At 40.5% G+C, this 22,770-nt stretch carries 22 protein-coding genes and 2 tRNA genes; 13 read left to right on the top strand and 11 right to left on the bottom strand.

The genetic code is table 11. The features are described 5' to 3' along the window. Nucleotides 1–41: 41 nt before the first annotated feature. The 4 genes from secF to tgt form a co-directional block, all read right to left on the bottom strand. A complete protein-coding gene (gene secF / locus PSV17_RS09960; protein ID WP_300482137.1) occupies nt 42–1,010 on the bottom strand; it encodes a protein translocase subunit SecF in 969 nt (322 codons plus the stop codon). A 33-nt stretch (nt 1,011–1,043) separates the two neighbouring features. Then, nucleotides 1,044–2,888 (bottom strand): protein translocase subunit SecD, encoded by a 1,845-nt coding sequence (gene secD, locus PSV17_RS09955; RefSeq protein ID WP_300482135.1) that lies wholly within the window; start codon nt 2,886–2,888, stop codon nt 1,044–1,046. A gap of 55 nt (nt 2,889–2,943) precedes the next feature. Beyond that, nucleotides 2,944–3,261: a preprotein translocase subunit YajC gene (gene yajC, locus PSV17_RS09950; protein ID WP_300482133.1), complete on the bottom strand. Its 318-nt coding sequence runs from the start codon at nt 3,259–3,261 to the stop codon at nt 2,944–2,946. A 98-nt stretch (nt 3,262–3,359) separates the two neighbouring features. Continuing rightward, complete coding sequence (gene tgt / locus PSV17_RS09945; RefSeq protein ID WP_300482130.1) at nt 3,360–4,466, bottom strand: tRNA guanosine(34) transglycosylase Tgt; 1,107 nt, start codon at nt 4,464–4,466, stop codon at nt 3,360–3,362. A gap of 133 nt (nt 4,467–4,599) precedes the next feature. On the opposite strand from tgt, the gene PSV17_RS09940 reads away from it, so the two are divergent. The 6 genes from PSV17_RS09940 (at nt 4,600) to PSV17_RS09915 (ending at nt 10,809) form a co-directional block, all read left to right on the top strand. Beyond that, on the top strand, nt 4,600–5,205 hold the full coding sequence (locus tag PSV17_RS09940; protein ID WP_300482128.1) for a lysophospholipid acyltransferase family protein: 606 nt from the start codon (nt 4,600–4,602) through the stop codon (nt 5,203–5,205). Between the two features lie 26 nt (nt 5,206–5,231). Further along, nucleotides 5,232–6,224 carry a phosphatidate cytidylyltransferase gene (locus PSV17_RS09935; protein WP_300482125.1) on the top strand — a complete coding sequence of 331 codons (993 nt, stop codon included), beginning with the start codon at nt 5,232–5,234 and terminating at the stop codon, nt 6,222–6,224. Nucleotides 6,225–6,277: 53 nt separating this feature from the next. Next, on the top strand, nt 6,278–7,087 hold the full coding sequence (gene pssA, locus PSV17_RS09930; RefSeq protein WP_300482123.1) for a CDP-diacylglycerol--serine O-phosphatidyltransferase: 810 nt from the start codon (nt 6,278–6,280) through the stop codon (nt 7,085–7,087). Between the two features lie 366 nt (nt 7,088–7,453). Next, nucleotides 7,454–9,016: a 2-isopropylmalate synthase gene (locus PSV17_RS09925; RefSeq protein ID WP_300482325.1), complete on the top strand. Its 1,563-nt coding sequence runs from the start codon at nt 7,454–7,456 to the stop codon at nt 9,014–9,016. A 174-nt stretch (nt 9,017–9,190) separates the two neighbouring features. Beyond that, nucleotides 9,191–10,081, top strand: a complete 891-nt coding sequence (yedA, locus tag PSV17_RS09920) for a drug/metabolite exporter YedA (protein WP_300482323.1) — start codon at nt 9,191–9,193, stop codon at nt 10,079–10,081. A 56-nt stretch (nt 10,082–10,137) separates the two neighbouring features. Next, nucleotides 10,138–10,809 carry an HAD family hydrolase gene (locus PSV17_RS09915; protein WP_300482121.1) on the top strand — a complete coding sequence of 224 codons (672 nt, stop codon included), beginning with the start codon at nt 10,138–10,140 and terminating at the stop codon, nt 10,807–10,809. 15 nt (nt 10,810–10,824) lie between these two features. On the opposite strand, the gene ccsA is transcribed toward PSV17_RS09915, so the two are convergent. After that, nucleotides 10,825–11,631 carry a cytochrome c biogenesis protein CcsA gene (ccsA, locus tag PSV17_RS09910; protein WP_300482118.1) on the bottom strand — a complete coding sequence of 269 codons (807 nt, stop codon included), beginning with the start codon at nt 11,629–11,631 and terminating at the stop codon, nt 10,825–10,827. 81 nt (nt 11,632–11,712) lie between these two features. Between ccsA and ffh the strand changes: the two genes are divergently transcribed. The 7 genes from ffh (at nt 11,713) to PSV17_RS09875 (ending at nt 16,968) form a co-directional block, all read left to right on the top strand. Further along, nucleotides 11,713–13,077 carry a signal recognition particle protein gene (gene ffh / locus PSV17_RS09905; RefSeq protein ID WP_300482115.1) on the top strand — a complete coding sequence of 455 codons (1,365 nt, stop codon included), beginning with the start codon at nt 11,713–11,715 and terminating at the stop codon, nt 13,075–13,077. A gap of 259 nt (nt 13,078–13,336) precedes the next feature. Next, nucleotides 13,337–13,412, top strand: a tRNA-Lys gene (locus tag PSV17_RS09900). A 136-nt stretch (nt 13,413–13,548) separates the two neighbouring features. Next, nucleotides 13,549–13,624, top strand: a tRNA-Lys gene (locus PSV17_RS09895). A gap of 261 nt (nt 13,625–13,885) precedes the next feature. Beyond that, a complete protein-coding gene (locus tag PSV17_RS09890; RefSeq protein WP_300482112.1) occupies nt 13,886–14,191 on the top strand; it encodes a DUF4031 domain-containing protein in 306 nt (101 codons plus the stop codon). 49 nt (nt 14,192–14,240) lie between these two features. After that, nucleotides 14,241–15,230, top strand: a complete 990-nt coding sequence (locus PSV17_RS09885) for a thymidylate synthase (RefSeq protein WP_300482110.1) — start codon at nt 14,241–14,243, stop codon at nt 15,228–15,230. Then, nucleotides 15,223–16,029 carry a hypothetical protein gene (locus PSV17_RS09880; RefSeq protein ID WP_300482108.1) on the top strand — a complete coding sequence of 269 codons (807 nt, stop codon included), beginning with the start codon at nt 15,223–15,225 and terminating at the stop codon, nt 16,027–16,029. Before PSV17_RS09885 ends, PSV17_RS09880 begins: the two co-directional genes overlap by 8 nt. Beyond that, a complete protein-coding gene (locus PSV17_RS09875) occupies nt 16,030–16,968 on the top strand; it encodes a hypothetical protein (protein WP_300482105.1) in 939 nt (312 codons plus the stop codon). Here PSV17_RS09875 and PSV17_RS09870 read toward each other — a convergent pair. The 6 genes from PSV17_RS09870 to PSV17_RS09845 form a co-directional block, all read right to left on the bottom strand. Next, the gene (locus tag PSV17_RS09870; protein WP_300482103.1) at nt 16,949–18,055 is read right to left on the bottom strand and encodes an ImmA/IrrE family metallo-endopeptidase; all 1,107 of its coding nucleotides are present in this window, start codon (nt 18,053–18,055) and stop codon (nt 16,949–16,951) included. The two genes, PSV17_RS09875 and PSV17_RS09870, sit on opposite strands and share 20 nt — an antisense overlap. Next, nucleotides 18,048–18,380 (bottom strand): hypothetical protein, encoded by a 333-nt coding sequence (locus PSV17_RS09865; protein WP_300482102.1) that lies wholly within the window; start codon nt 18,378–18,380, stop codon nt 18,048–18,050. Before PSV17_RS09865 ends, PSV17_RS09870 begins: the two co-directional genes overlap by 8 nt. A 101-nt stretch (nt 18,381–18,481) precedes the next feature. Then, nucleotides 18,482–20,284 (bottom strand): replication endonuclease, encoded by a 1,803-nt coding sequence (locus tag PSV17_RS09860; protein WP_300482100.1) that lies wholly within the window; start codon nt 20,282–20,284, stop codon nt 18,482–18,484. Between the two features lies 1 nt (nt 20,285). Next, nucleotides 20,286–20,489: a helix-turn-helix domain-containing protein gene (locus PSV17_RS09855; RefSeq protein WP_300482099.1), complete on the bottom strand. Its 204-nt coding sequence runs from the start codon at nt 20,487–20,489 to the stop codon at nt 20,286–20,288. Nucleotides 20,490–20,616: 127 nt separating this feature from the next. Continuing rightward, on the bottom strand, nt 20,617–21,294 hold the full coding sequence (locus PSV17_RS09850; RefSeq protein WP_300482097.1) for a hypothetical protein: 678 nt from the start codon (nt 21,292–21,294) through the stop codon (nt 20,617–20,619). Continuing rightward, entirely contained in the window at nt 21,287–22,522 is a 1,236-nt protein-coding gene (locus PSV17_RS09845) for an integrase family protein (protein ID WP_300482095.1), read from the bottom strand. Before PSV17_RS09845 ends, PSV17_RS09850 begins: the two co-directional genes overlap by 8 nt. Nucleotides 22,523–22,770 lie beyond the last annotated feature (248 nt).

Below are 22,770 nucleotides of genomic sequence, written 5' to 3'. Positions count from 1 at the left end.
TTTTTCTGCACTTGATTGTTTATTTAAAGTTTATAAAAAGCTTAGGATGCGAATTCAGAAGGATCTGGCTCAACTACTACTTCTTTTTTTGCGCCTTCTTTTTTCTCAACATCACCAATTAAGTTGGCACGATTAACGCCTAACCACATGGCGATTGGGCAAGCAACCAATACTGATGAGTAAATGCCGAACAAAATACCAATTGTTAGTGCTAATGCAAAGTTATGCAAGACTTCGCCGCCGAACAATAGCATTGAGCCAACCATAGTCTGTGTCATGGTGTGAGTAATAATTGTACGTGACATCGTGCGAGTAATCGCGTTATCAATGACTTGAACCACGCTAGCTTTACGCATTTTGCGGAAGTTTTCGCGTACTCGGTCAAACACCACGACTGATTCATTCACTGAATAGCCTAGCACAGCAAGAATCGCGGCCAATACCGTTAGGTTGAATTCCCATTGAAAGAACGCAAAGAAGCCTAAAATAATCACCACGTCATGCATGTTAGCGATAATCGCAGCCACCGCGAAGCGCCATTCAAAACGTAACCACAAATAAAGCATGATGCCTAAGCTGACGAAAAATAGTGCTAACGCACCGTTTTCATAAAGTTCATCACCCACTTGAGCGCCCACAGCTTCTACACGGCGAATTTCAGCAGTAGCATCTGCTGCTACTAATGCCGTTTTCACTTCCTCTGAAAGTTTAGCCACTGAAACGCCAGCTTTAGCAGGTAAGCGAATCAATACATCATGGCTTGAGCCGAAGTTTTGTACTGTGGCTTCTTTTAAACCTATGCTATCTACCGCTTTGCGAACACTATCCAAATTCGCCGCTTTCGGATAGTTCACTTCCATTACCGTGCCGCCAGTGAAATCTACGCCAAAATTTAAGCCGCGAGTGGCTAAAAATAAAACGGCCAATATGAAAGTCACTAATGAAATTGCGGTCGTTAGGCGACCGTAACTCATAAAGGGAATATCTTTTTTGATTCTAAATAATTCCATAGTATTTACTCTAATCTTTTAAAAAGTTTGCGCTTAAGCTTTGTAGATTTGACCAATTGACAGCTTGGTAAGCTTACGGCGATAACCGTAAATGAAGTTTACCAATGCACGAGATACCAGCACAGCACTAAACATGGAAGTCAAAATACCCAACACGTGAACTACCGCAAAGCCTTTAATTGGGCCTGTACCAAACATGAATAAGGCCAAACCTGCAATCAACGTCGTTACGTTTGAGTCTAAAATGGTATCCCATGCGCGCTCGTATCCAGCATGAATGCTAGCTTGTGGCGTGTTGCCATTACGCATTTCTTCACGAATACGTTCGTTAATTAACACGTTAGCATCAATTGCCATACCAAGTGCTAGGGCAATCGCCGCCAAGCCTGGCAGGGTAAGGGTTGCTTGTAACATAGATAAAATCGCAACCAGAAGTAGCAGGTTAATCGCTAGCGCTGTTACTGAAACTGCACCAAATGCTAAGTAGTAAACAATCATCATCACTGCAATTGCGGCAAACCCCCATAGCGTTGAATGGATGCCGCGAGTGATATTGTCTTGTCCCATACTAGGGCCAACGGTACGTTCTTCAACGATATCCATAGGCGCTGCAAGCGCACCAGCACGCAGCAGTAAGGCAACGTCAGTAGCTTCTTGTGTGTTTGCCATACCTGAAATTTGTACACGACCACCACCAATTTCTTCGTTAATTGTTGGAGCGGTAATCACCTCGGTACTGCCTTTTTCAATTAGCAATATCGCCATGCGTTTGCCCACGTTTTCACGAGTCACTTGCTGAAAAATACGTGCACCGCGAGCATCTAAGGTAACATTAACGGTTGATCTGCCTGATTGACCATCTACGCCTGGGCCTGCATCAGTAATGTAATCACCAGTTAGTACTACGTTCTTTTTAACCAAAACTGCGCGACCATCACGATCTTTAAATACATCGTCCCCTATCGGAGCTTGACCTTTTTCAGCTTTTTCTAATGTAGCCGCATCGCTTTTTTCTTCATCAACCATACGAATTTCTAGTGTCGCAGTACGACCTAAAATTTCTTTCGCTTTTGCAGTATCTTGTACGCCAGGCAACTGGACAACTACGCGGTCAGCACCTTGTTGTTGAATGATGGGTTCCGCTACCCCTAATTCGTTGATACGATTATGTAGTGTTTGAATATTTTGTTTAATAGCAAAATCTTGAATTGATTTTTGCTCAACTAAATTAAGTGAAGCCTTTAAAGTTTTTTCTTCGCCAATGGTTGATTCTTCAAGTGTTAAGTTAGGATATTCTTTTGCAATCAGTGCTCGGGCTTTAGTTAACTCATCCGTGTTATTAAAACGAATTTGCACTGTCTCACCTTCGCGCGATACGCCAACGTAAGAAATACGCTCTTTACGCAGTGCAATTTTGAAATCACCTACAAAACGTTCAGCCGCTTTACTTAATGCGGCTTTCATATCTACTTGCATTAAAAAGTGCACGCCACCACGTAAATCTAAACCCAAGTACATAGGTTTAGCACCCAAGCTACGCAACCAGTCTGGTGATCGAGAAAGTAAGTTTAACGCAACTGTGTAATCAGAGCCTAAATTTGCTTGAAGCACATCTTTAGCGCGGATTTGAGTATCGGTGTTATTAAAGCGGGCTTTAACACCACGTGCATCTTGATATACGCCATCGTATTCGATTTTCTCTTGCTTAAAAATATCCTCAACTTTGCTCAGTAAAGCTGAATCAAGCTTGGTGGTACTTTTGGCAGGAGTGATCTGTACGGCTGGAGATTCACCAAAGAAATTTGGAATCGTGTAAATCAGCCCAATCAAAATCATGACTGCAACAAGGATGTTTTTCCACATTGGATAGCGGTTCATAGTTAGCTCTATTTAATAACGTTGTGGTGTTGAAAAAGGCTTAAATCTGTAGTGGTTAAATGCTCTTAATCGTACCTTTTGGTAGAGCGCTTTGTACCGCTTGTTTTTGCACAGTAATTTCAGTATTAGCGGCAATCTCAAGGCTCACAAAAGACTCGGTTACTTTAGTCACTTTGCCTACAATGCCGCCGCTGGTTACCACTTCATCACCTTTTTGCAAAGCGGTAATCATTTCGCGCTGTACTTTTGCTGCTTTCATTTGCGGACGAATGATCATGAAGAAAAACAATACAAAAATAACAACGAGTGGAAGAAAACTCATTAAATCGCTACCTGTTGTAGCGCTTGCTGCGTATGCATTTGAAATAAACACGTTGAACTCTCTTTAAAAATGAACTGGATATTGTAAAAATTAGCTTCGGATTTTAGCACAGACTGTTATTTATTGCAGACTCGTCACTCTAGCGTTATTTAGGTATTGAGCTGAGTGCGCTTAATTGCAAATTCTGTTTTAAATGCCTCAAATGTGCCAGCTTCAATCGCGCTACGCATACTTTGCATCAGCACTTGGTAGTAATGCAGATTGTGTATGGTGTTTAAGCGTGCGCCTAGAATTTCACCTACTCTGTGTAAGTGGTGCAAATAAGCACGGCTAAAGTTTTGGCAGGTGTAGCAAGTGCAATCAGCATCTAAGGGTTGGGTGTCAGTTTTATAGCGAGTATTTTTAATTTTTACGTCGCCATATTGCGTGAATAGCCAGCCATTGCGCGCGTTGCGAGTTGGCATCACGCAGTCGAACATATCAATCCCTTGCGAAACTGCTGCGACTAAATCTTCAGGTGTGCCTACACCCATTAGGTAGCGCGGTTTGTTTTGCGGCATTTTAGGCGCGGTGTGCGCGAGAATGCGCAACATATCTTCTTTAGGCTCGCCTACGGATAAACCGCCAATAGCAAAGCCATCAAAATCAATTTCAGTTAAACCAGCTAGCGAAACATCGCGTAACTCTTCGTACATGCCGCCTTGAATAATACCGAATAGTGCGTTGCTATTGCCTTGGTGTGCGTCTTTGCTGCGTTTTGCCCAGCGCAGCGAAAGCTGCATTGAATCGTTAGCTTCTTTTAATGTCGCTGGAAACGGCGTGCATTCGTCAAAAATCATCACGATGTCACTATTTAACACTTTTTGAATGCGCATAGACTCTTCTGGCGTTAAAAAGCAGGTATCGCCATTGATTGGGCTTTTAAACTTTACGCCTTCTTCAGTGATTTTACGCATCGCGCCTAAGCTGAATACTTGAAACCCGCCAGAATCGGTCAGTATTGGGCCATCCCAGCCCATGAATTTATGCAATCCGCCATGCGCTGCAATCACTTCTAGGCCTGGGCGTAGCCACAGGTGAAAAGTGTTGCCTAAAACGATGTGCGCATCAATTTCTTCAAGCTCGAGTGGTGACATAGCTTTAACCGTGCCGTATGTGCCCACTGGCATAAAGGCTGGGGTTTGCACATCGCCGTGCGCTAAGTGAACAGTGCCGCGGCGGGCAAGGCCATCTTGTTTGTGTAAGGTAAATTGCATGGTAAGGCTATATTTGAACCGTCTTTTAAGAACCCGCGATTTTATCACAAGCCTTTGCTATACTCATTTTTGTATCAATAAACCACAATAAAAAGCTATAAAAATTCAATGTTGATTCATTAACTTAGCCAATATGCTCATAAATATTACCCGATTAGCCATGATAGCTTTAGTTAGGCTATTAGTCGGCGCTCATCCGCGCTGGGTGGGTGCTGCGCCTAGTTTTGCACAAAGTATTTATTTTACTAATCACACTAGTCATTTAGATACACTGGCTTTATGGGTCGCATTACCTGCAAATATTCGCGCAAAAACCAGACCAGTAGCCGCTAAGGATTACTGGGGGCGCGGCAAAGTTAAACAATTTATTGCATTAAAAGTGCTGAATGCAGTGTTAATTGAGCGGGAAGTTTCGCGCCATAGTGATCCATTAGCGCCGCTACTAGCCGCACTTGCAGCGGGTGATTCTTTGATTCTTTTTCCAGAAGGCACTCGTAAGGCGCAGGCTGAACCTAGCGATTTTAAAGGTGGTTTGTATCATTTGGCAGAGGCCTTTCCTGAGGTGAAACTCATCCCTGTTTATTTGGATACACTGCATCGCAGCATGCCTAAGGGTAGTTATTTACCGGTACCGTTAATTTGTACGGTGCGTTTCGGTGCCACTCTTACATGGCAAGCAGATGAGCATAAAAAGACATTTTTAACGCGCGCTCGTGCTGCAATACTGAGTTTGATTTAGGGTAAATTATTTATGAGAGTAGAAATATGTTAACTGAGCTTGCTAACACGCTTGTAACGCTAGACCCAACACATAAATTTTATTGGCTTATTAGTGCGGTAGCTACATTATTGCTTGTTGCTTCCATTATTGGTTGGGCGCTAAAGCGCAAGACATTAGCCAAAAATAACCCGTTAGAAAAATCTTTAAAGCTGATTAATAACCTTGTTTCTAGGGTGAATGCTTGGTGGGTAATGGTGGCAATTCTTGTTATAGCCTTTTTGGCAGGCAAGTTGGGCACCATTATTCTATTTGGTTTTATTTCGTATTTTGCACTGCGTGAGTTTATGACACTTACACCAACGCGCGCAGGCGATCATCGCACCTTATCGTTGGCTTTCTTTCTGTTAATACCTTTACATTATTATTTGATTTACTCCGATTGGTACGGCTTGTTTAGTGTGCTGATTCCGGTTTATGCTTTTTTATTGATGCCTTCAATTTCAGTGCTAGCGCAGGACACTGAGCATTTCTTAGAGCGTGCAGCCAAAATTCAATGGGGCGTGATGATTGCCATATATTGCATCAGCCATGCACCCGCCTTGCTTTTGCTAACAATTACAAACTTTGAAGGTCAAAATACCTTACTGTTGTTTTACTTTTTGCTAATCGTTCAATTGAGCGATGTGTTGCAATATGTCTTCGGTAACTTGTTTGGTAAAACAAAAGTTGCACCTATCGTTAGCCCGAATAAGACGCTGGAAGGTCTGATTGGCGGGGGTTTATCTACGATTTTAGTCGGAACTGGTTTATGGTGGATTACGCCATTTACACCAATACAAAGCGCAGGCATGGCTACGGTTATCGTAACGATGGGCTTTTTGGGCGGCTTAGTAATGTCTGCCATTAAACGAAGTTTAGGTGCTAAGGATTGGGGTAATATGATAGAAGGTCACGGCGGCATGTTAGATAGAATGGATTCAGTGAGTTTTGCTGCGCCAGTTTTCTTTCACTTAGTGCGTTATTATTTTACGCCTTAAGTAAAAAGTGTTTATTATTACAACTCAACTTAATTTATTGAAGATTTCCACGCATGGCTGAACCTAACGACAAGATTGAATATAGCGAGAAAACAAAGCGTAGAGACAGCGATAGCGCCACATTGCGCCAACGCGGCATTTATTTATTGCCAAATTTGTTTACTTCCGCTGCACTGTTTTCAGGTTTTTTTGCCATTGTGCAGGCCATGAATGGAAACTTTGAGCTTGCCGCAATTGCGGTATTTGTAGCGATGGTATTAGATGGCCTAGATGGTCGTGTAGCCCGCATGACTAATACTCAAAGCGCTTTTGGTGCAGAATATGATAGCCTTTCAGATATGGTGTCTTTTGGCGTGGCACCTGCACTTATTCTATATATATGGGCATTAAAGCCGTTGGGTAAACTGGGCTGGCTTGCGGCTTTTACTTATTGTGCTTGTGCTGCCTTGCGATTAGCTAGATTTAACACTAAATTAGAAGATGATAATCAAGATAAACGCTATTTTCAAGGCTTACCAAGCCCTGGCGCAGCTGCGTTGCTGGCTGGCTTTGTATGGGTTTCATACGAATACGGCGTGAGTGGCCGCGATGTGTTCTTTGGTGTATTGCAATGGAAATGGATGGCTTGGGGTTTAACTATATTTGCTGGCCTTTCTATGGTGAGTGATTTACGCTATTACAGTGGTAAAGACATCAACCTAAAAGAAAGCGTGCCATTTTTTGTTATTTTGGCCATTATGTTGGTGATAGTGTTGATTTCATACAGCCCGCCAGAGGTCTTGTTGTTCGTGATGGCCTCTTATGCGTTGTCAGGTTACGTCATGTGGGTAATGGAAAAATTTGAGAAAGTTAAACCTGAGTAAATCGTTAGCTACGTATTTTGGGATTTCGCAAAACACTAGTGATTTGAACTTGAGTCAGTCAAATTAATCACTTGCACAACTTTGTAAAAAATACTATATTTCTATCACTATGTTTATTTCACATATTTCATCAGTTATTTATGCGGCTAGCGTTATCGCTAGCGCATTGTTATTGCGTAAACTTTTTGCGTTACGTACTGCTGCGCTCCGTAGCAACAACCTGCGCTAGCGCGCAAACTAAACCCCCACACCCCATTGTATTAAATGCCGTTGCGTAATAATCGCAGCGAAATGCTATTATTTGTGCTCAATGCATTTGAGTTAAATAGCGCTAAAATTAAACAGAATAAAAGATAGGTAATGACCATGAACACAGCGATGAATCAAGTAGCTAAACAAGATCAAATTATTATTTTTGACACCACTTTGCGCGATGGCGAACAAAGCCCAGGCGCCGCAATGACCAAAGAGGAAAAAATCCGTATTGCGCGTCAACTTGAAAAATTGGGAGTTAACGTGATTGAAGCAGGCTTTGCCGCTGCAAGCCCAGGTGATTTTGAATCGATTTCTGAAATCGCCAAAATCATTAAAAACTCAACGGTTTGTTCTTTGGCTCGAGCGAGTGAAAATGATGTGCGACGTGCAGGCGAAGCGATTAAACATGCCGCAAGTGGCCGCATTCATACATTTATTGCTACCAGCAAAATTCACATGGAAAACAAATTGCGCATGACAGAAGACCAAGTGGTCGAGCGTGCCGTGCAAGCTGTTAAATGGGCGTTGGAGTATACCAAAGACGTAGAGTTTTCAGCCGAAGATGCAGTTCGCTCAGAGATGGACTTTTTAGTACGCGTGTTTGATGCGGTTATTGAGGCGGGTGCAACGACTATTAACGTACCAGATACAGTTGGCTATTCAATCCCCGCACCTTGGGGCGAGCGCATGGCAACATTAATTAAGCGCGTGAAAAATAGCGACAAAGTGGTGTGGTCTACGCATTGCCATAACGATTTGGGCATGGCTGTGGCTAACTCATTGGCCGCAGTAATGAATGGTGCACGCCAAGTGGAATGTACCATTAACGGCTTGGGTGAGCGCGCGGGCAACGCCAGTTTAGAAGAAGTTGTGATGGCGATTAAAACCCGTAGTGATGTTTTTAATTTAACTACGCGTATTGATGCAACGCAAATCGTAGCAGCTAGTAAATTGGTTTCAAGCATTACAGGTTACCCTGTGCAACCAAACAAGGCGATTGTGGGTGCAAATGCCTTTGCCCATGAAAGCGGCATCCATCAAGATGGCGTGTTGAAGCACCGCGAGACTTACGAAATTATGCGTGCGGAAGATGTGGGCTGGAATGCTAATAAATTAACCTTGGGCAAATTGTCTGGCAGAAATGCTTTTAGAACTCGCTTGAAAGAATTGGGCATTGAGTTGGCCAGTGAAGACGCTTTAAATGCCGCTTTCGCAAGATTTAAAAATTTGGCCGATAAAAAATCAGAAATATTTGATGAAGACTTGCACGCCTTGGTGAGCGATGAGTTTGTTCAAGAGGCCTCAGAAAATTACAAATTAGTTTACTTACAAGTGACTTCACAAACAGGAGAAGTGCCTCATGCTTTTGTGACCATTTCAGATAATGCTACAGAAAAGAAAGCCGAAGCCGACGGTGGCGGCCCTGTAGATGCAACCTTTAAAGCCATTGAAAATATAGTGAATAGTGGTGCAGAGTTGCAGTTATATTCAGTTAATAACATCACCAGCGGCACGGATGCGCAAGGTGAAGTGACAGTTCGTTTGGCTAAAGGAGGGCGTATTGTAAACGGGCAGGGCGCCGATACGGATATTGTGATTGCCTCAGCGAAAGCCTATTTAAATGGCTTGAATAAACTTTACACGAAATCTGAGAAACTTAATCCGCAGTTGTAACGAGGGTTTAGTACGAGCATAGTGTTTGTTGTAGGCGCTTGCTGTATCAATAAGTAATGTTTACGGTTAAGCGCCTTGTCTTTGCTCTGGTTTAGCATTCAGTACGTGAATAAAGTTTCCATGCTATATGCACCTATCAAATTTATTGGTAGGAATATTTTGAAAAAAATCGATTTGTCTTATAAAAATCAAACCTTATTAATCATATCTAGCCTCTTTTGTACCTACTTTTTCTGGGGTGCAACTTATCTTGCTATTCGCTTTGCCATTGAAAGTTTTCCACCATTTCTAATGGTGGGGCTACGCTTTACCTTGGCTGGTGCAATATTGTTTGTGGTGATGCGTTTGTTAGGTAGCCCAATGCCCACTTTAGGCCAATGGCGTGGTGCGGCAGTTATAGGTCTTTTGCTACCTGTGTTGGGTAATGGTACGGTGACACATGTTCAATTAACCGTATCTTCCAGCGTTGCGGCGCTTTCAATTGCCACTGCGCCTATATGGATGGCGATTTTCTCATCATTTTTTGGGCACAAAATTACCCGTCAGGAATGGCTTGGCATTGCAGTCGGCTTTGTCGGCATCGTGTTATTAAACTTGGGCGGTAGTTTTAAAGGCGATATTACGAGTGCCTTGTTATTAATGTTTGCTGCGGCGAGTTGGTCTTTTGGTTCTGTATGGGGTAAGCGCTTACCTATGCCACAAGGCTTAATGGGCGCGGCTTGCCAAATGCTATGTGGTGGGTTAATCGCCTTTGCGCTAAGTTTAGGTTTTGGTGAAACTTGGCCAAATCACATAAGTGATAAATCATGGTTAGCCATGTTATTTTTAGTGGTGTTAGGCTCTTTGGTGACGTATAGCGCTTTTCAATATCTACTTAAAACAGTGCGCACCTTAGTGGCGAGTAGCAATACTTTTGTTAACCCTGTAGTGGCGTTCATTGTTGGTATTTGGTTTGCGAACGAGCAGGTCACTACCAATGAATATATAGCGCTGGCAATTATTCTGGTTGGCGTTTTCTTAGTGCTTTCTGCAAGCAGTGAATCGGAAACTAGCAAAGAAGTTTAATTAGCCTTTAGCTTATAAAATTTAATTTACAAAGATTTTTAAAAAAGACCTTAAATATGAAACAAAATTTAGCACTATTTGATTTAGACAACACTTTGCTTGCAGGCGATAGCGATTACAACTGGAGCTTATTTTTAATCAGTGAAGGTTTGCTTGATGCAAAAACACATCAAGATCGTAACGAGCAGTTTTATCAAGATTATAAAAATGGCTCCTTGAATATTACAGAATTTTTAGCATTTCAGTTAAAGCCACTTTCAGAGCATTCTAAAAAATTCTTAGATGAACTGCATGTGAAATATATGGATAAAGTGATTCGCCCAATGATGACAAAGAAAGCGCAAACCTTGGTAGATAAGCATAAAGCCGCAGGTGATTTGTGCGTAATCATTACCGCCACCAATAGCTTTGTCACAAAACCAATCGCCACAGCTTACGGCATTGAACATTTACTTGGCAGCGACCCTGAAATGGTGAATGGTGAATATACGGGTGGCGTAACTGGCGTGCCGACTTTCAAAGAAGGTAAAGTCATTCGCCTTAATCAGTGGTTAGAGGCGCGCGCTAGCAAATTAAGCGATTACGAAGTTAGCTATTTTTACAGTGATTCGCACAATGATTTACCATTGATGCAGTTGGTGACCAACCCAGTTGCGGTAGATGCAGACGAGATATTAACAGCATATGCAAAAGAACAAGCTTGGCCAGAGATCAGCCTGCGTGACTAGTTGTTAATCAGCATATTATCTACCAAGTACCACTTCAAGTATGAATTTACTGCCGACATAAGCCAGTACTAGCAACATAAAGCCAGTTAAGGTCCAGCGGATAGCTTTCATACCACGCCAGCCATAGTTGAAACGCCCATATAAAAGGGCGCCATAAATAATCCAGCTGGCAATTGAAAATACGGTTTTGTGATTAAACTGCATTGGTTTGCCAAAAATCTGCTCAGAAAATAAAATACCGCTAATGAGCGTAACCGTTAGCAGAATAAACCCTAAGGTAATGATTCTAAATAACAAAGTTTCCATTACCATTAATGGTGGAAAACTCGGAAATTTGAATAGGGTCGGCTTGTTATGCAAAGCACGTTCGGCAAATGTCATGAGCAAAGCATGAAATGTGGCGAATGTGAAAAGGCTATAGGCCAGTAGCGCAATCGCGATATGGGCTAAAAATAAGGGAGACTCAGCCACTGGCATGAAATGACTTACAGAATTGGTAGCTGGTAAAACTGCGAAAACAGCTGCGGGTGGTAAAACAAATGCTTGCAAACTGGTTAACTCATGTTTCAAATCAGCTAGCCAGTAAATTAATACAGTTAACCAAGCAATGGCTGACAACATATTAAAGAAACCTAAATTGAAGTATTGTTCAAAAATCACCTGATAGATCAACCATCCATGAATGATTAATCCTAGCGTTATCATGGCTGAATGCAGCTTAAGAGATTGTGAATTGTCTGTTGTTTTGGCGGTGCGCCAAAAGTCAGCTGCTACCGCGATATAAATAACGAAAACGACTAAATATGGAATTAAATTTTGCATAACGTGATTATGGCGCAAATATGCTGTAAATATAATAGGTTGATGTAAAATCGAGTATCTAATGATTTGTAAGAGAATGCAATGCTAGAAAATCTAACCGACCGCCTACAGGGCGTCATCAAAAATTTACGTGGTCAAGCTAGGCTCACAGAAGAAAACATCACCGACGCGATGCGTGAAGTGCGTATGGCGCTGCTCGAGGCCGATGTTGCCTTGCCTGTGGTTAAAGAGTTTATTGCACAAGTTAAACTACGCGCGCAGGGTCAAGAGGTATTGCAAAGTCTAACGCCAGGGCAGGCAGTTATTCAGGTAGTACATGACGAACTTACTGAGTTAATGGGTAAGGCAAATGTAGGCTTGAATCTAGCAGTGGTTGCCCCAGCAATTATTTTGATGGCTGGTTTGCAAGGCTCAGGTAAAACTACCACTTCAGCCAAGCTTGCAAAATTACTAAAAGAGCAAAAAAAGAAAGTGCTACTTGCCAGTGCTGACGTATACCGCCCAGCTGCGATAGAGCAGCTTAAAACGTTGGCCAAGCAATTAGAGGTTGATTGCTTTGACAGCAATGCCACTCAAAAGCCAGCAGATATTGCTACCGCGGCCTTAGATTTCGCTAAGCGCGGATATTACGATGTCATTATTTTCGATACCGCAGGTCGCTTAGGTATTGATGAAGCCATGATGGCGGAAATTAAAGCGCTACACACATTACTTAACCCGATTGAAACGCTGTTTGTGGTCGATGCCATGCAGGGTCAAGATGCCGTCAATACTGCTAAAGCCTTTGGCGACACATTGCCGCTGACGGGTGTCATACTCACCAAGTTGGATGGTGACTCACGCGGCGGTGCTGCTTTATCTGTACGCCACATAACGGGCAAGCCAATTAAATTTGTCGGTGTAAGTGAAAAGGTAGATGGACTAGAGCCGTTTCACCCAGAGCGTATGGCGTCACGCATACTGGGCATGGGCGATGTGCTGAGCTTAATTGAACAAGCGCATAAAAATGTCGACATGGCGGAGGCACAAAAACTCGCCGATAAAGTTAAATCTGGTAAAAACTTTGATTTGGATGACTTTAAGGCTCAAATGTCACAAATGCGTAAAATGGGTGGCATGGGCGCACTGATGGATAAAATGCCCGCGCAGATGGCGGGTATGGCGAATAAAATGAATCCAGACGATGCAGATAAAGCAGTTCGCCGCATAGAGGGCATTATTAACAGCATGACGCCCCTAGAGCGCCGCAAACCAGAGCTGATTAAGGCAACCCGCAAGAAACGCATTGCAGACGGCTCAGGCGTGCAAGTGCAAGAAGTGAACCGTTTGCTCAAACAGTTTGAAGAAACGCAAAAAATGATGAAAATGTTCGCAAAAGGCGGCATGGCTAAAATGATGCGTAGCATGGGAAATTTAATGGGCGGAAAAATGCCCGGCATGCGATAGCCAGCAATAGTTAACTATACGTTAGAAATTAGAGCAAATATCATGCGATATTTGCTCTAAACGTATATTCGGCGGGGTTTATGGCGTGGTTCTCATTAATAATATAAAAAGTTTACATAAATTGCTAATTTAGCATTGACCAAGTACTAAGTTTCTAGCATAATTGCGCCCTTTCGTAAGTGATGCTTTATTAATAACAAAGTAGCTCTGAGAAATACCAGAAACACAGAATTACCCATTAAGTAGTTAGTTTCACAATGGGGCGTTAGCTCAGCTGGTAGAGCAGCGGACTTTTAATCCGTTTGTCGTGGGTTCGATCCCCGCACGCCCTACCAATTCAAAGCCTAGTCAGAAATGACTAGGCTTTTTTGTTATGCAGATTAGGTTTGTTAATAGATATGCTATTAATATCTTATGCAAACAGTTAACTTCTAATTTTGGTATAATGCCAGCTGGTTTTAATAGTTATTTGGGGTGTTAGCTCAGCTGGTAGAGCAGCGGACTCTTAATCCGTTTGTCGCGAGTTCGATCCTCGCACGCCCTACCAATAAAATCAATAAGTTAGCTTTTAATTGGCCTTCCATTTTATTTTCTAGTAGCCACATAGTAGCCTAAATTCTTTAGGCTGCTATACGTTATCTTTTGCAAATAAATTTCCCCGTTAAACTCAAGATCTTCGTAAAATTATCAATAATGCAGCTCTTGCCAAAATGCTTGATATTAATTAATGGAATTGGAACTCATATAGCAGGCTAGAAGTATGGATATGTTAAAGTTACTTAAGAATAAGAATAAAGAGAGTTAATCAATGGCTATATATATTGATAATGTTCAAATTAAATGGCGTGGTAGGAAGTGGTGTCATATGGTGGCGGATTCAATTGATGAACTTCAGTCTTTTGCAAAAGCCCTTAGTTTGAAACCTGAATGGTTTCAAACTGATGCATCTTATCCCCATTATGATGTCACAACTGAAACTCGCATTTTCGCATTAAAGCTAGGCGCAATAGAAGGTGAAAGAAAGGATATTATTAGATGCGCTAAGCTTCTTAAATTTGAGCAAGATCAAACAAGAGTTGCGACGCCTCCGCCATTTCAAGAAATGCTATTTTAGTAAATTTTACGTTTCCATCAATATGAACACAATAATAAAGACATCATGAATGTTCAATAAGGCCAAAATTTTAGATGATTTAATGAGGGAAACTTTTGAACTTTTATTAAAATCAAGAAGTAAAATAAAAGCCACCAAAGGAGAAACTCATGAAATATCAGGAATACTTCTTCAACTTGACAATCCAAATGCAAGAATAAGTCGGACAGAAATTAAAGGTACAATATTTAGCTGTCTGGGAGAGTTGCTTTGGTATCTTTCAGGTACTAATGACCTTGGATTTATAGAGTACTACTTATCTATCTATCGAAAGTTTTCTGATGATGGGGAAACTTTAAATGGAGCGTATGGGCCAAGAGTTTTTGGGAGTGATAGAAAAGGACAATTTTTTTCAGTTTTAAATCTGCTTAGTAAGAAACCAACAACTAGACAGGCTGTTATACAAGTTTTTGGATTTGGTGATCTAGTTGGTAACTCTCTGGATATCCCATGTACATGCACACTCCAGTTCCTCATTCGAGATGAACGCCTACATTTGTCCGTTACAATGAGATCAAATGATGCATATAAGGGTCTTCCACACGATATTTTTGCATTTACTATGTTTCAAGAAATCATGGCTCGCTCATTAGGACTTCCAGTTGGCCAATATAAACATTATGTAGGTAGTTTACATTTATATACTACGGATTTTGAAAGCGTTCATAAGTATATTGCAGAAGATTGGCAATCAAATGTTCCCATGCCTAGAATGCCTGAAGGCAACCCTTGGACTTCAATAGAAAAGCTTCTGGAAATTGAAAAAGCCATAAGACTGGGTGTACCTTTTGACGACAAGGTGCTTGATGAGCTTGATAATTACTGGGCTGATTTTGCTAGGATTCTGATTATATTTAGGCTAACAAAAACTGCGGGTAGTATTATGGTTGCTCGAAAATATATAAAAAATATGTCATCAGATGTTTATTTAACCTATTTGAAGAAGAAAGTTGATAAGTTAGAACAAAAAGGAGATACACAAAGTGATCTCTTTGTATGAAAATAATTGGGAAGGTTTGCTCCAGAAGCTAACATATCAGCTCACAGATGAGTCAGTAAAAGAATTATCAATTATTCCATTCGCATCCCCTATTATTTCTTTTGGAGACTATAAGAGTTCAATTGTTGCAACTATGGGGTTAAATCCAAGTGATAAAGAATTTTTAGATGCACTTGGGGGAGAGCTTTCTGGAATTGCTAGAAGGTTTCATACTCTAAGCTCACTTGGCTTAAATCATTGGGGTGATGCATCATCTGAGCATCTCACTCTAATACAAAATTCTTGTGAGAGCTACTTTTCAAACAATCCCTACAATATATGGTTTCGAGATATGGAAAACATAATATCTGGAACTGGCTTTTCACTTTATAAAAATAAAGCCTGTCATCTTGATTTGATACCATACGCCACTTACCAAAAATGGGGAAAGCTCGGTAAAGAAAAAAAGAACTCGCTATTAGGCCTTTCTAAAGTATTTCTTGAGAATGTTCTGGTCGGCTCTAGCATCAAGTTAATCGTACTTAATGGACAGAGTGTGGTGGATGGTTTCCAGAAGTTGGCAAATATTCAATATGAAACTAAGTCTATGTCTGATTGGACGCTATATCAAAAGAACAATAAATATGTAAATGGTGTATCGTTTAGATCTAAAATTAACAACTGCAACTTCCCAACCTTAAATAGAGAAATACTTGTTCTCGGGTTTAATCATAATTTACAAAGTAGCTTTGGAGTATCTTCACAAGTTAAGGCGTCGATAAAAAACTGGATTACTGAATCATTTAAAGAAAGCAAATAGATGAGAAATAGAGATATACCTTTATATCAAGAATTAAGTAATTCTCTTAATCTTTTTGAGGCGGAAAAACAATTGTTGGAGGGAATAGTTAGTCAAGAAAATAGACACGCTTTTTTGCTTCAAATTATAGATAGTATACGAAGAGTTAAATACTATCAGTATATACAATCCCGGACTATGTCAGCTAGTCAAGCATCGTTTAGAGAGGATTTTGATCCATTAAAAGCGGCTGTTTACCACTCCCAATCTGGTAATTTAGATGAGGCATTTTGGTTGATTTTTTTAGCTACCCATTTTGGAAAGAATGGACGTACGGCTTGGAAATTGATTAGAGATGTTTATTGGGCATTAGGTGAAGGATATTGTTGGAGCTGGCAAAGGGTTAGTCAAAATCCTAATTACTTTACTGATTGGCTTAGAAGTAATTATGACAATTTAAAAAATGATGGTGTAGCAAGAAATTTTGGTAATCATCGTAAATATGAAACGCTTAGGCCAACATCTGCTAGATCTACATGGAGAGTAGTTAATAGTTATATTAGTTGGATTGGGCAAACAAGATCTCATCAAGCATTTTTAGAGGTTTTTTATAATTCGGTTGGTAACGATAGTAAGCAGTTATTTCAAGCTATGTATAACTCAATGAGTTCAGTACTATCCTTTGCAAGGACAGGGAAATTTGATTTTCTAACCACATTGTCCAATTTGAATATTGTTCCAATTACAGCTGATTCTACTTACTTGAAGGGGGCGACTGGTCCGCTAAGAGGAGCAAAGCTACTTTTTGGAGGCTCAGTTTTGTGTAATTTACGCGCTGGCGAACTCGAGGTAATGAACAATAGCTTAGATGAGTACTTAGGTGTTGGAATGCAGGTGCTAGAGGATTCAATGTGTAATTGGCAAAAAAGCCCAAGTCATTTTATTGCATTTCGTGGTTAGGTGAATCACCAAACCAATTGTACTTAATTTTAAGGTTGTTAAATTGACCAAATCTTAACTTACCACTCTTCTGAAGTTGACCTACAACTATTCCTCTAGATATATTTAATTTTCTGGAGTATCTAATAATTGCTATGTGACTTGCAGATATTTTTTGTAACTCATCCTGATGTTCTTTAGGAATTAAAGTTTCATATGCAAAATCATTTGCTTCAGTTTCTTGAGCAGATAAATTGTCATTCTCGAAAATTATTTGATTTCCATGAAGTATTAAATGGCCAGCCTCATGAAAAAAAGCGAACCAAAATTGATCATCACTTAGGTATCTGAAACTAAGGATTAAAATTGCTTTGTTAGGATTGATTATTTTTGCAGCACCGCTAGCTCGACAGCCTTTTGGAGTCTTTACAACTGCAATCGCTACTCCACAAGAAGCAGCAATCTCTCTTAATTTAGGTAAAAAAATTTGTGGATTTGGCTCTCTAGTTAATTCCTTGATGTCAGATAACTTTTTATGAAATAACTCTAAATCTAAATTTTCTGTTTCTATTTCTGAGGCTATTATTTCTGCTTGTATAAGCCACGTTGCAGTCGCCCCAAATTCTTGCTTATGAGAATTTGACTTTTTGAAAGCATATGAAGCTAATTTTTCCTCGCTGGCTTTAGTCCATTCAGCAATATTTTCCACATTAAAAAGTTTTAAGCAGGCTCTTATCTTATCTGTTGTAGTGCTTACATTACTAATCCAGCCCTTAATGACTAAATCATCAATTGGTAAAGTTTTTAACCAATCAGATTCTACTTTTGAGTTTATTTTTGCGACTTGACGTCTAGCGAGATCCTGTCTGAACTGTGACTCTCTATTTATCCAAAAGCTCTTACTAGCCCCAATAGTTGCAGAAAGTATTTCAGCCAATTCATCGGTCAAGGCGACTTCACTTTGAATCAATAAGTTGGCCTCAGAAATGCTAAAACCAATTTTAGATGCAAATGCACTAATGGTAATATTTTTTGATTCAAGGATATCTAAAATTGTATTCCCAGTCGGAGATATCCAGTCATTGTTAAATACAACACTTTCAGTCATGGCAGTTTCCTTCTGTTATGCTTATTATTTTAATTCGGCTAACCCGCGCCCAATCAATTTCAGTATTATTTGTTAGTGGATTTGAGGAATGATTAGCTTTAATTATTAATTTTAGCTTTTTATCTAAATCAATTGAAAATTCTGATTTACTTATTTTAGTAGGATTGCCCGCAACTACATCGTAGATTGTTTCAGCTGCTTTCAAGTCTGAAAGTCTTGAAAATAAAATCTTTGAACATGCCTCACCAAAAGTTTCTGTTGCTTTGGTTTCATTTTCACATATGTCTCTTAATTGCCTTTCAGCAAAACTGATTTCTAAGCCCATATTAAAGATATTTATTATTATTTAAATTATTACTAAATAATACACTCTAACTGTTTTATTTGCGTATATATCTACTCTTATATTTTATCAAATTCGTACAGTTATTGACAGAACTCCAAGGGGGCTAAGGAGGTATCCAATGGAGAAGTATCTATTAGATAGTGTATGGAATTAGAGGGGTCTATATGAGGGGGTCTAGACCCCTCTATAACACCCTTATGATCTTTCTGTTTTGCTTGATAAGTAACCGTCCATTGATGCAGTCTAGTGGGTACTAGCACGTTGCCATAATTAACCCCAGTGATTTTAAACCCTTTAGGCTCTAAATAACGATTAGGTTCATCACTCCATAAGCGAGCCGTTTTTAATGGGCAATCCTTACGGCTAATATTTGGGCCACCCATTAATTTAATAAATGTTTCCCAATCCCCCTTATCTGCAGCTTGCCACGCCTCCAATAATAGACCGCTTAGCTCATTGCCTTGAATACGGCGTAACTCTCGATAGAGCGTCACAGGCGGCCCTCCTAGCTGCTGAAACTGCCTGATACCCCATATAGACGCCCATGAACTAATGCGCCTTGCAGAGTCCTTAGCATCATACCCATACAAATCTTCATCAATCCCATACCCATCAATACTTTTAGAAATGTATTTAGCGATATAACCCGTCGCGCTGCCTTTTTTAGGATCAACTTTGACTGCGGTAAATCGGTGTTTAGATGCGCCTCGTTCATTACTATCTTCACGCATGGCATAAGTGCGTAATACGTTAGTCACTAATTTCATCGATGGTTTTGTCATGAATAGCAGCAAATGCCAATGCGGCGTTCCATCATGATGCGGTTCCACGACTCTAAACCCATAATACATCACCCCATCACGGGCCAATTGCGCGCGTATTTGCGCCCATAACTTAGTAAAGTACTTTTGCACCTCTAGTGGGGTAGTGCCATCGTATTTAGGATACGGCTCACCTGACTTAGACCGTCTTGCATGCATGCGAGAAGGTGCCGTGATCGTATACAGTACCGCCTTATGTCCAAGGCTTTTGGAGACTTCTTCCGTACCACGAATTCTGACCATTAACTCAGCACGTCGATTGGCTGGATTAGCCAGTGAATGCTCTGCAAGTTCCAGTAAGGTATATTCCTGACCTAATTCATTGGTTAACAGGCAGCTTTCCATTGCACGCTTATTACGGCGCTTTTGCTGGCGTCGTCTTTGCATTGATTCTTCGCTAATATAGATTCCAGCGTAACGATGGACTAAGCCTAAATCAATTGAGTACTTCTCTACGTTACGTGACGTGATGTTACGTAACATACGACGCCACCAATACTCATCGCAAAAGCGATTAAGCATCCCTTCGATCGATACCGTTACGTTACGTACGATCGTAAGTTTGTCTGTAACGGTATCTGTACCCGCAACGGTGCTATTTTCGTCTGTAACGGTTACAGGGATTTTAATCGTTTCAACTGTGTAGAATAGGGGAGGGTTTATACTGTAACGATTACTGATATAGCTAATTAGAAACTCATAAGCGGCTTTTGATTCTTTCAAGACCTTACGATGATAAGCACATCGAGTTGCGGCTGATTTAGCGTAACTGATTAAATCATCATCACTGGCAGATAACGATAATGCAAACTGTGATAAATCGTCTTGCGTATCTAATAAATAAGTATTCGCATCGAAACGACTTTCAGTACTATGAATTTCTGTATAACGCTTAGCGACTGGAATCGCAAAACGATCAGGGAGTGCATTCAAAATAGGGCGCCTAAACGTCCAGTCACAAACCCCTTCTTGATCGGCTTGATGGGCTATTTTTTCAGCTTGTGATGCGGACTCTGGGAATGGCTTAAAGGGATCAAACCTATTTGATTTAGCGAAGGCCATCCTAGCTACGACCAAGATCGCTAGTAGATTTGCGAATACGTGATTCGATGTATTTTTCTAAATCGTCTAAGCGATAACGCACAGCACGAGTGCTGATTTTAATAAATGGTACTTTTGCGCCTGCCCAGCGATCACGTTCGAGAAAGGCTTTGCTGAGGCTTAAATAATTAGCGGCCTCTTTTGTATTTAGTAGTTTGACTTGCATCGTTTGTGTCCTCGTATTGTTTGATAACGTGGACACAGTTTGAAGAGATTGGCTAAACTAAAAAATTAACGTGAATTCCATAAATGTATTTTTTTGGCTTAACGTGTATTTTTGACCCGCATAGATACTAGCTCTCGGATTTTTTCGGGCGTCCCTTTTTGCCCTTAACGTTTTCAGGCGCAACCTCACTTAGCCAGTCTCTGAGTGTATGAGCACCTTTGTATATTTTGCCATTGCCATATTTTTGAATTGCTTCATGCATACACATGGCAGCGATAGTCATGTTCGGGTACATATCCCACAATGTTCTGCCTATAGCTTGACAGGCTATTTTGTCAGCCTGACTAGGGCGTAGGTTTATATCTAATTTGTTATCCTTATCGACAACATTTACAGTGAGAGTTTTTTCTTCAAAGTCGAATGGTTTCCAGCCATTCGGGAACCAGAATGTAGGTAATGGAATATTTTTATTGATACACCAGTTTGCAAAATGTTCATCTTCAATAAAAACAGTCTCTAGAAACTCTTTATCAAAGCTCTCTTTTTCATAACAGTCATTAATTTTTGAATGTATGTCTTTAGGGTCATATCGTTTATGCGTTTTTGGATGGAATGCGCTGTGATTCTCAATTCCATTCGAATTTAATACGCTCATTTTTTCATCGTAATGAGTGGCGCGCGCAATCGACTTAAGTGCATCTTTTAACTTTAGAGGCAGATTTTTAATATCAACCATAGATGGATCTAGATCATTTGATCGGCAAGCAATTTCCCAAATGCTTTGGCGGGGTAATGTATTAATCATTCTTCTTTTGCTCCATAGCGTTTAGTAGGTAGTTGGTAATTCTTTGCATAGGCTCTCTTAATCGTTCTGGATCTACAATGATATAACCCGCAGTAATATCATTTGCCATTTTATGATTAAGAAGGCTTTTTAATGCGTAGGCTGATATGTCCAGACTTTCAGCAATCGTGATAAATGTCCTTCGTAAATCATGTGGTGTAAATTGCACACCTGATATTTCAATGACTTTTTTCATCAACTTTTGTGGATCATCCATATAGCCCTTTTCGCCCGTTCCTGGAAAGACAAAAGGACTTTCATCCTCACCTTTTTCTGCAGCATCAATTTTATTTTGTGCTTTTCGTGCTTCGAGTAAATTAAATAAAAAGTCACTTAATGGCAATGTGTGGGTTTGTCTATTTTTAGGATCTGGAATAGTGAGTGTTTTGGCCTTAAAGTCGACTAGCTTCCATTGCAGGGCTAGTCCTTCCTCACGCCTAAGCCCTGTAAAAATAAGTAGCAATAGAAAGTCTTTCGCAAGATGTTTGTTGCGTCCTATGGCGATGTCTGGAAGGCTATTGACGGCTTTAAACCATGCTGGCAGGTCGTGAGCCTTAATAACGGTCTGGCGACGCTCCACGCGATACCATGAACGGGTTTGGGATAGTCTTTTGATAGGATTGTCTGAAATAATTGGATTGCCAGCGGAATCCTCGTATTGACCAAGTGCAAAGTTAAATATGGCCCGCATAAAACGCATCGCTAGATTTGCTTGAGCTTCGCTACGCTCTCCAATTTCGCGATGCTTGCGTTCGATTAAATCTTTATTGATCTCTGCTAATGGCTTAGTTTGCCATTCTTCAAAGTAGGCTTTCATACATCGGTCGTAATCTTGGATCGTACGAGGTTTAAGACTATTACGCGCTTTAAGATAAGCGGTATAGACTTCGGCTAAAGTCACACTTTTAGCCTTTTTGGCTTTATCTGCATCATTGGGATTAATGCCGCGGGCAATCATGCCCAAAATGCCTTTTGCCTCAGTGCGTGCTTGCTCAGGTGCAAATACGCCATGATGACCTATTGTTACCCGCACTGTTTTATTGTCGACCTTGCCCTCTGCAAAGTAAACCTTGCTGCCAGTACCTACCCGCAAGCCAAACCCTTTGAGTTCGGTGTCACGATAGAAGTTTTGTCCAGTATCTGGAAAGGGGATATTATCGACGAAGGACTTTGTTATTTTGTTTGCCATCTTTAGCCTACTAATCATAATTTAGTAGCCATATAGTAGGCCAGATATTTAAAACAACGTCAAGCGTATTAAATGTTATTAATATAAATATACAAATAAAACAGTAAGTTATAAAACATTTTCAAACTAGATAAAATGCAATAATACCTATTTTGTAGAACTCTTAATCCGTTTGTCGCGAGTTCGATCCTCGCACGCCCTACCAATTGCTCTGATTTTAAATCAGAATATTAGCCTTTTATAGTTCT

Source organism: Methylotenera sp. (assembly GCF_029946165.1).
GTDB lineage: Bacteria > Pseudomonadota > Gammaproteobacteria > Burkholderiales > Methylophilaceae > Methylotenera.
Note: the sequence above shows the minus strand (reverse complement) of the source record. Positions and strands in the feature narration are given on the sequence as shown.

Excerpts from the sequence above, each read along its gene's own strand:
- PSV17_RS09860 (WP_300482100.1), bottom strand. The coding sequence starts at position 20,284 with ATGGCCTTCGCTAAATCAAATAGGTTTGATCCCTTTAAGCCATTCCCA.
- tgt (WP_300482130.1), bottom strand. The coding sequence starts at position 4,466 with ATGCAATTTACCTTACACAAACAAGATGGCCTTGCCCGCCGCGGCACT.
- pssA (WP_300482123.1), top strand. The coding sequence starts at position 6,278 with ATGGCTGAACCTAACGACAAGATTGAATATAGCGAGAAAACAAAGCGT.
- PSV17_RS09855 (WP_300482099.1), bottom strand. The coding sequence starts at position 20,489 with ATGCAAGTCAAACTACTAAATACAAAAGAGGCCGCTAATTATTTAAGC.
- PSV17_RS09850 (WP_300482097.1), bottom strand. The coding sequence starts at position 21,294 with ATGATTAATACATTACCCCGCCAAAGCATTTGGGAAATTGCTTGCCGA.
- PSV17_RS09935 (WP_300482125.1), top strand. The coding sequence starts at position 5,232 with ATGTTAACTGAGCTTGCTAACACGCTTGTAACGCTAGACCCAACACAT.
- secD (WP_300482135.1), bottom strand. The coding sequence starts at position 2,888 with ATGAACCGCTATCCAATGTGGAAAAACATCCTTGTTGCAGTCATGATT.
- PSV17_RS09865 (WP_300482102.1), bottom strand. The coding sequence starts at position 18,380 with ATGGGCTTAGAAATCAGTTTTGCTGAAAGGCAATTAAGAGACATATGT.
- secF (WP_300482137.1), bottom strand. The coding sequence starts at position 1,010 with ATGGAATTATTTAGAATCAAAAAAGATATTCCCTTTATGAGTTACGGT.
- PSV17_RS09885 (WP_300482110.1), top strand. The coding sequence starts at position 14,241 with ATGTTCAATAAGGCCAAAATTTTAGATGATTTAATGAGGGAAACTTTT.
- PSV17_RS09875 (WP_300482105.1), top strand. The coding sequence starts at position 16,030 with ATGAGAAATAGAGATATACCTTTATATCAAGAATTAAGTAATTCTCTT.
- PSV17_RS09890 (WP_300482112.1), top strand. The coding sequence starts at position 13,886 with ATGGCTATATATATTGATAATGTTCAAATTAAATGGCGTGGTAGGAAG.
- PSV17_RS09870 (WP_300482103.1), bottom strand. The coding sequence starts at position 18,055 with ATGACTGAAAGTGTTGTATTTAACAATGACTGGATATCTCCGACTGGG.
- ffh (WP_300482115.1), top strand. The coding sequence starts at position 11,713 with ATGCTAGAAAATCTAACCGACCGCCTACAGGGCGTCATCAAAAATTTA.
- PSV17_RS09845 (WP_300482095.1), bottom strand. The coding sequence starts at position 22,522 with ATGGCAAACAAAATAACAAAGTCCTTCGTCGATAATATCCCCTTTCCA.
- PSV17_RS09925 (WP_300482325.1), top strand. The coding sequence starts at position 7,454 with ATGAACACAGCGATGAATCAAGTAGCTAAACAAGATCAAATTATTATT.
- ccsA (WP_300482118.1), bottom strand. The coding sequence starts at position 11,631 with ATGCAAAATTTAATTCCATATTTAGTCGTTTTCGTTATTTATATCGCG.
- PSV17_RS09915 (WP_300482121.1), top strand. The coding sequence starts at position 10,138 with ATGAAACAAAATTTAGCACTATTTGATTTAGACAACACTTTGCTTGCA.
- PSV17_RS09940 (WP_300482128.1), top strand. The coding sequence starts at position 4,600 with ATGCTCATAAATATTACCCGATTAGCCATGATAGCTTTAGTTAGGCTA.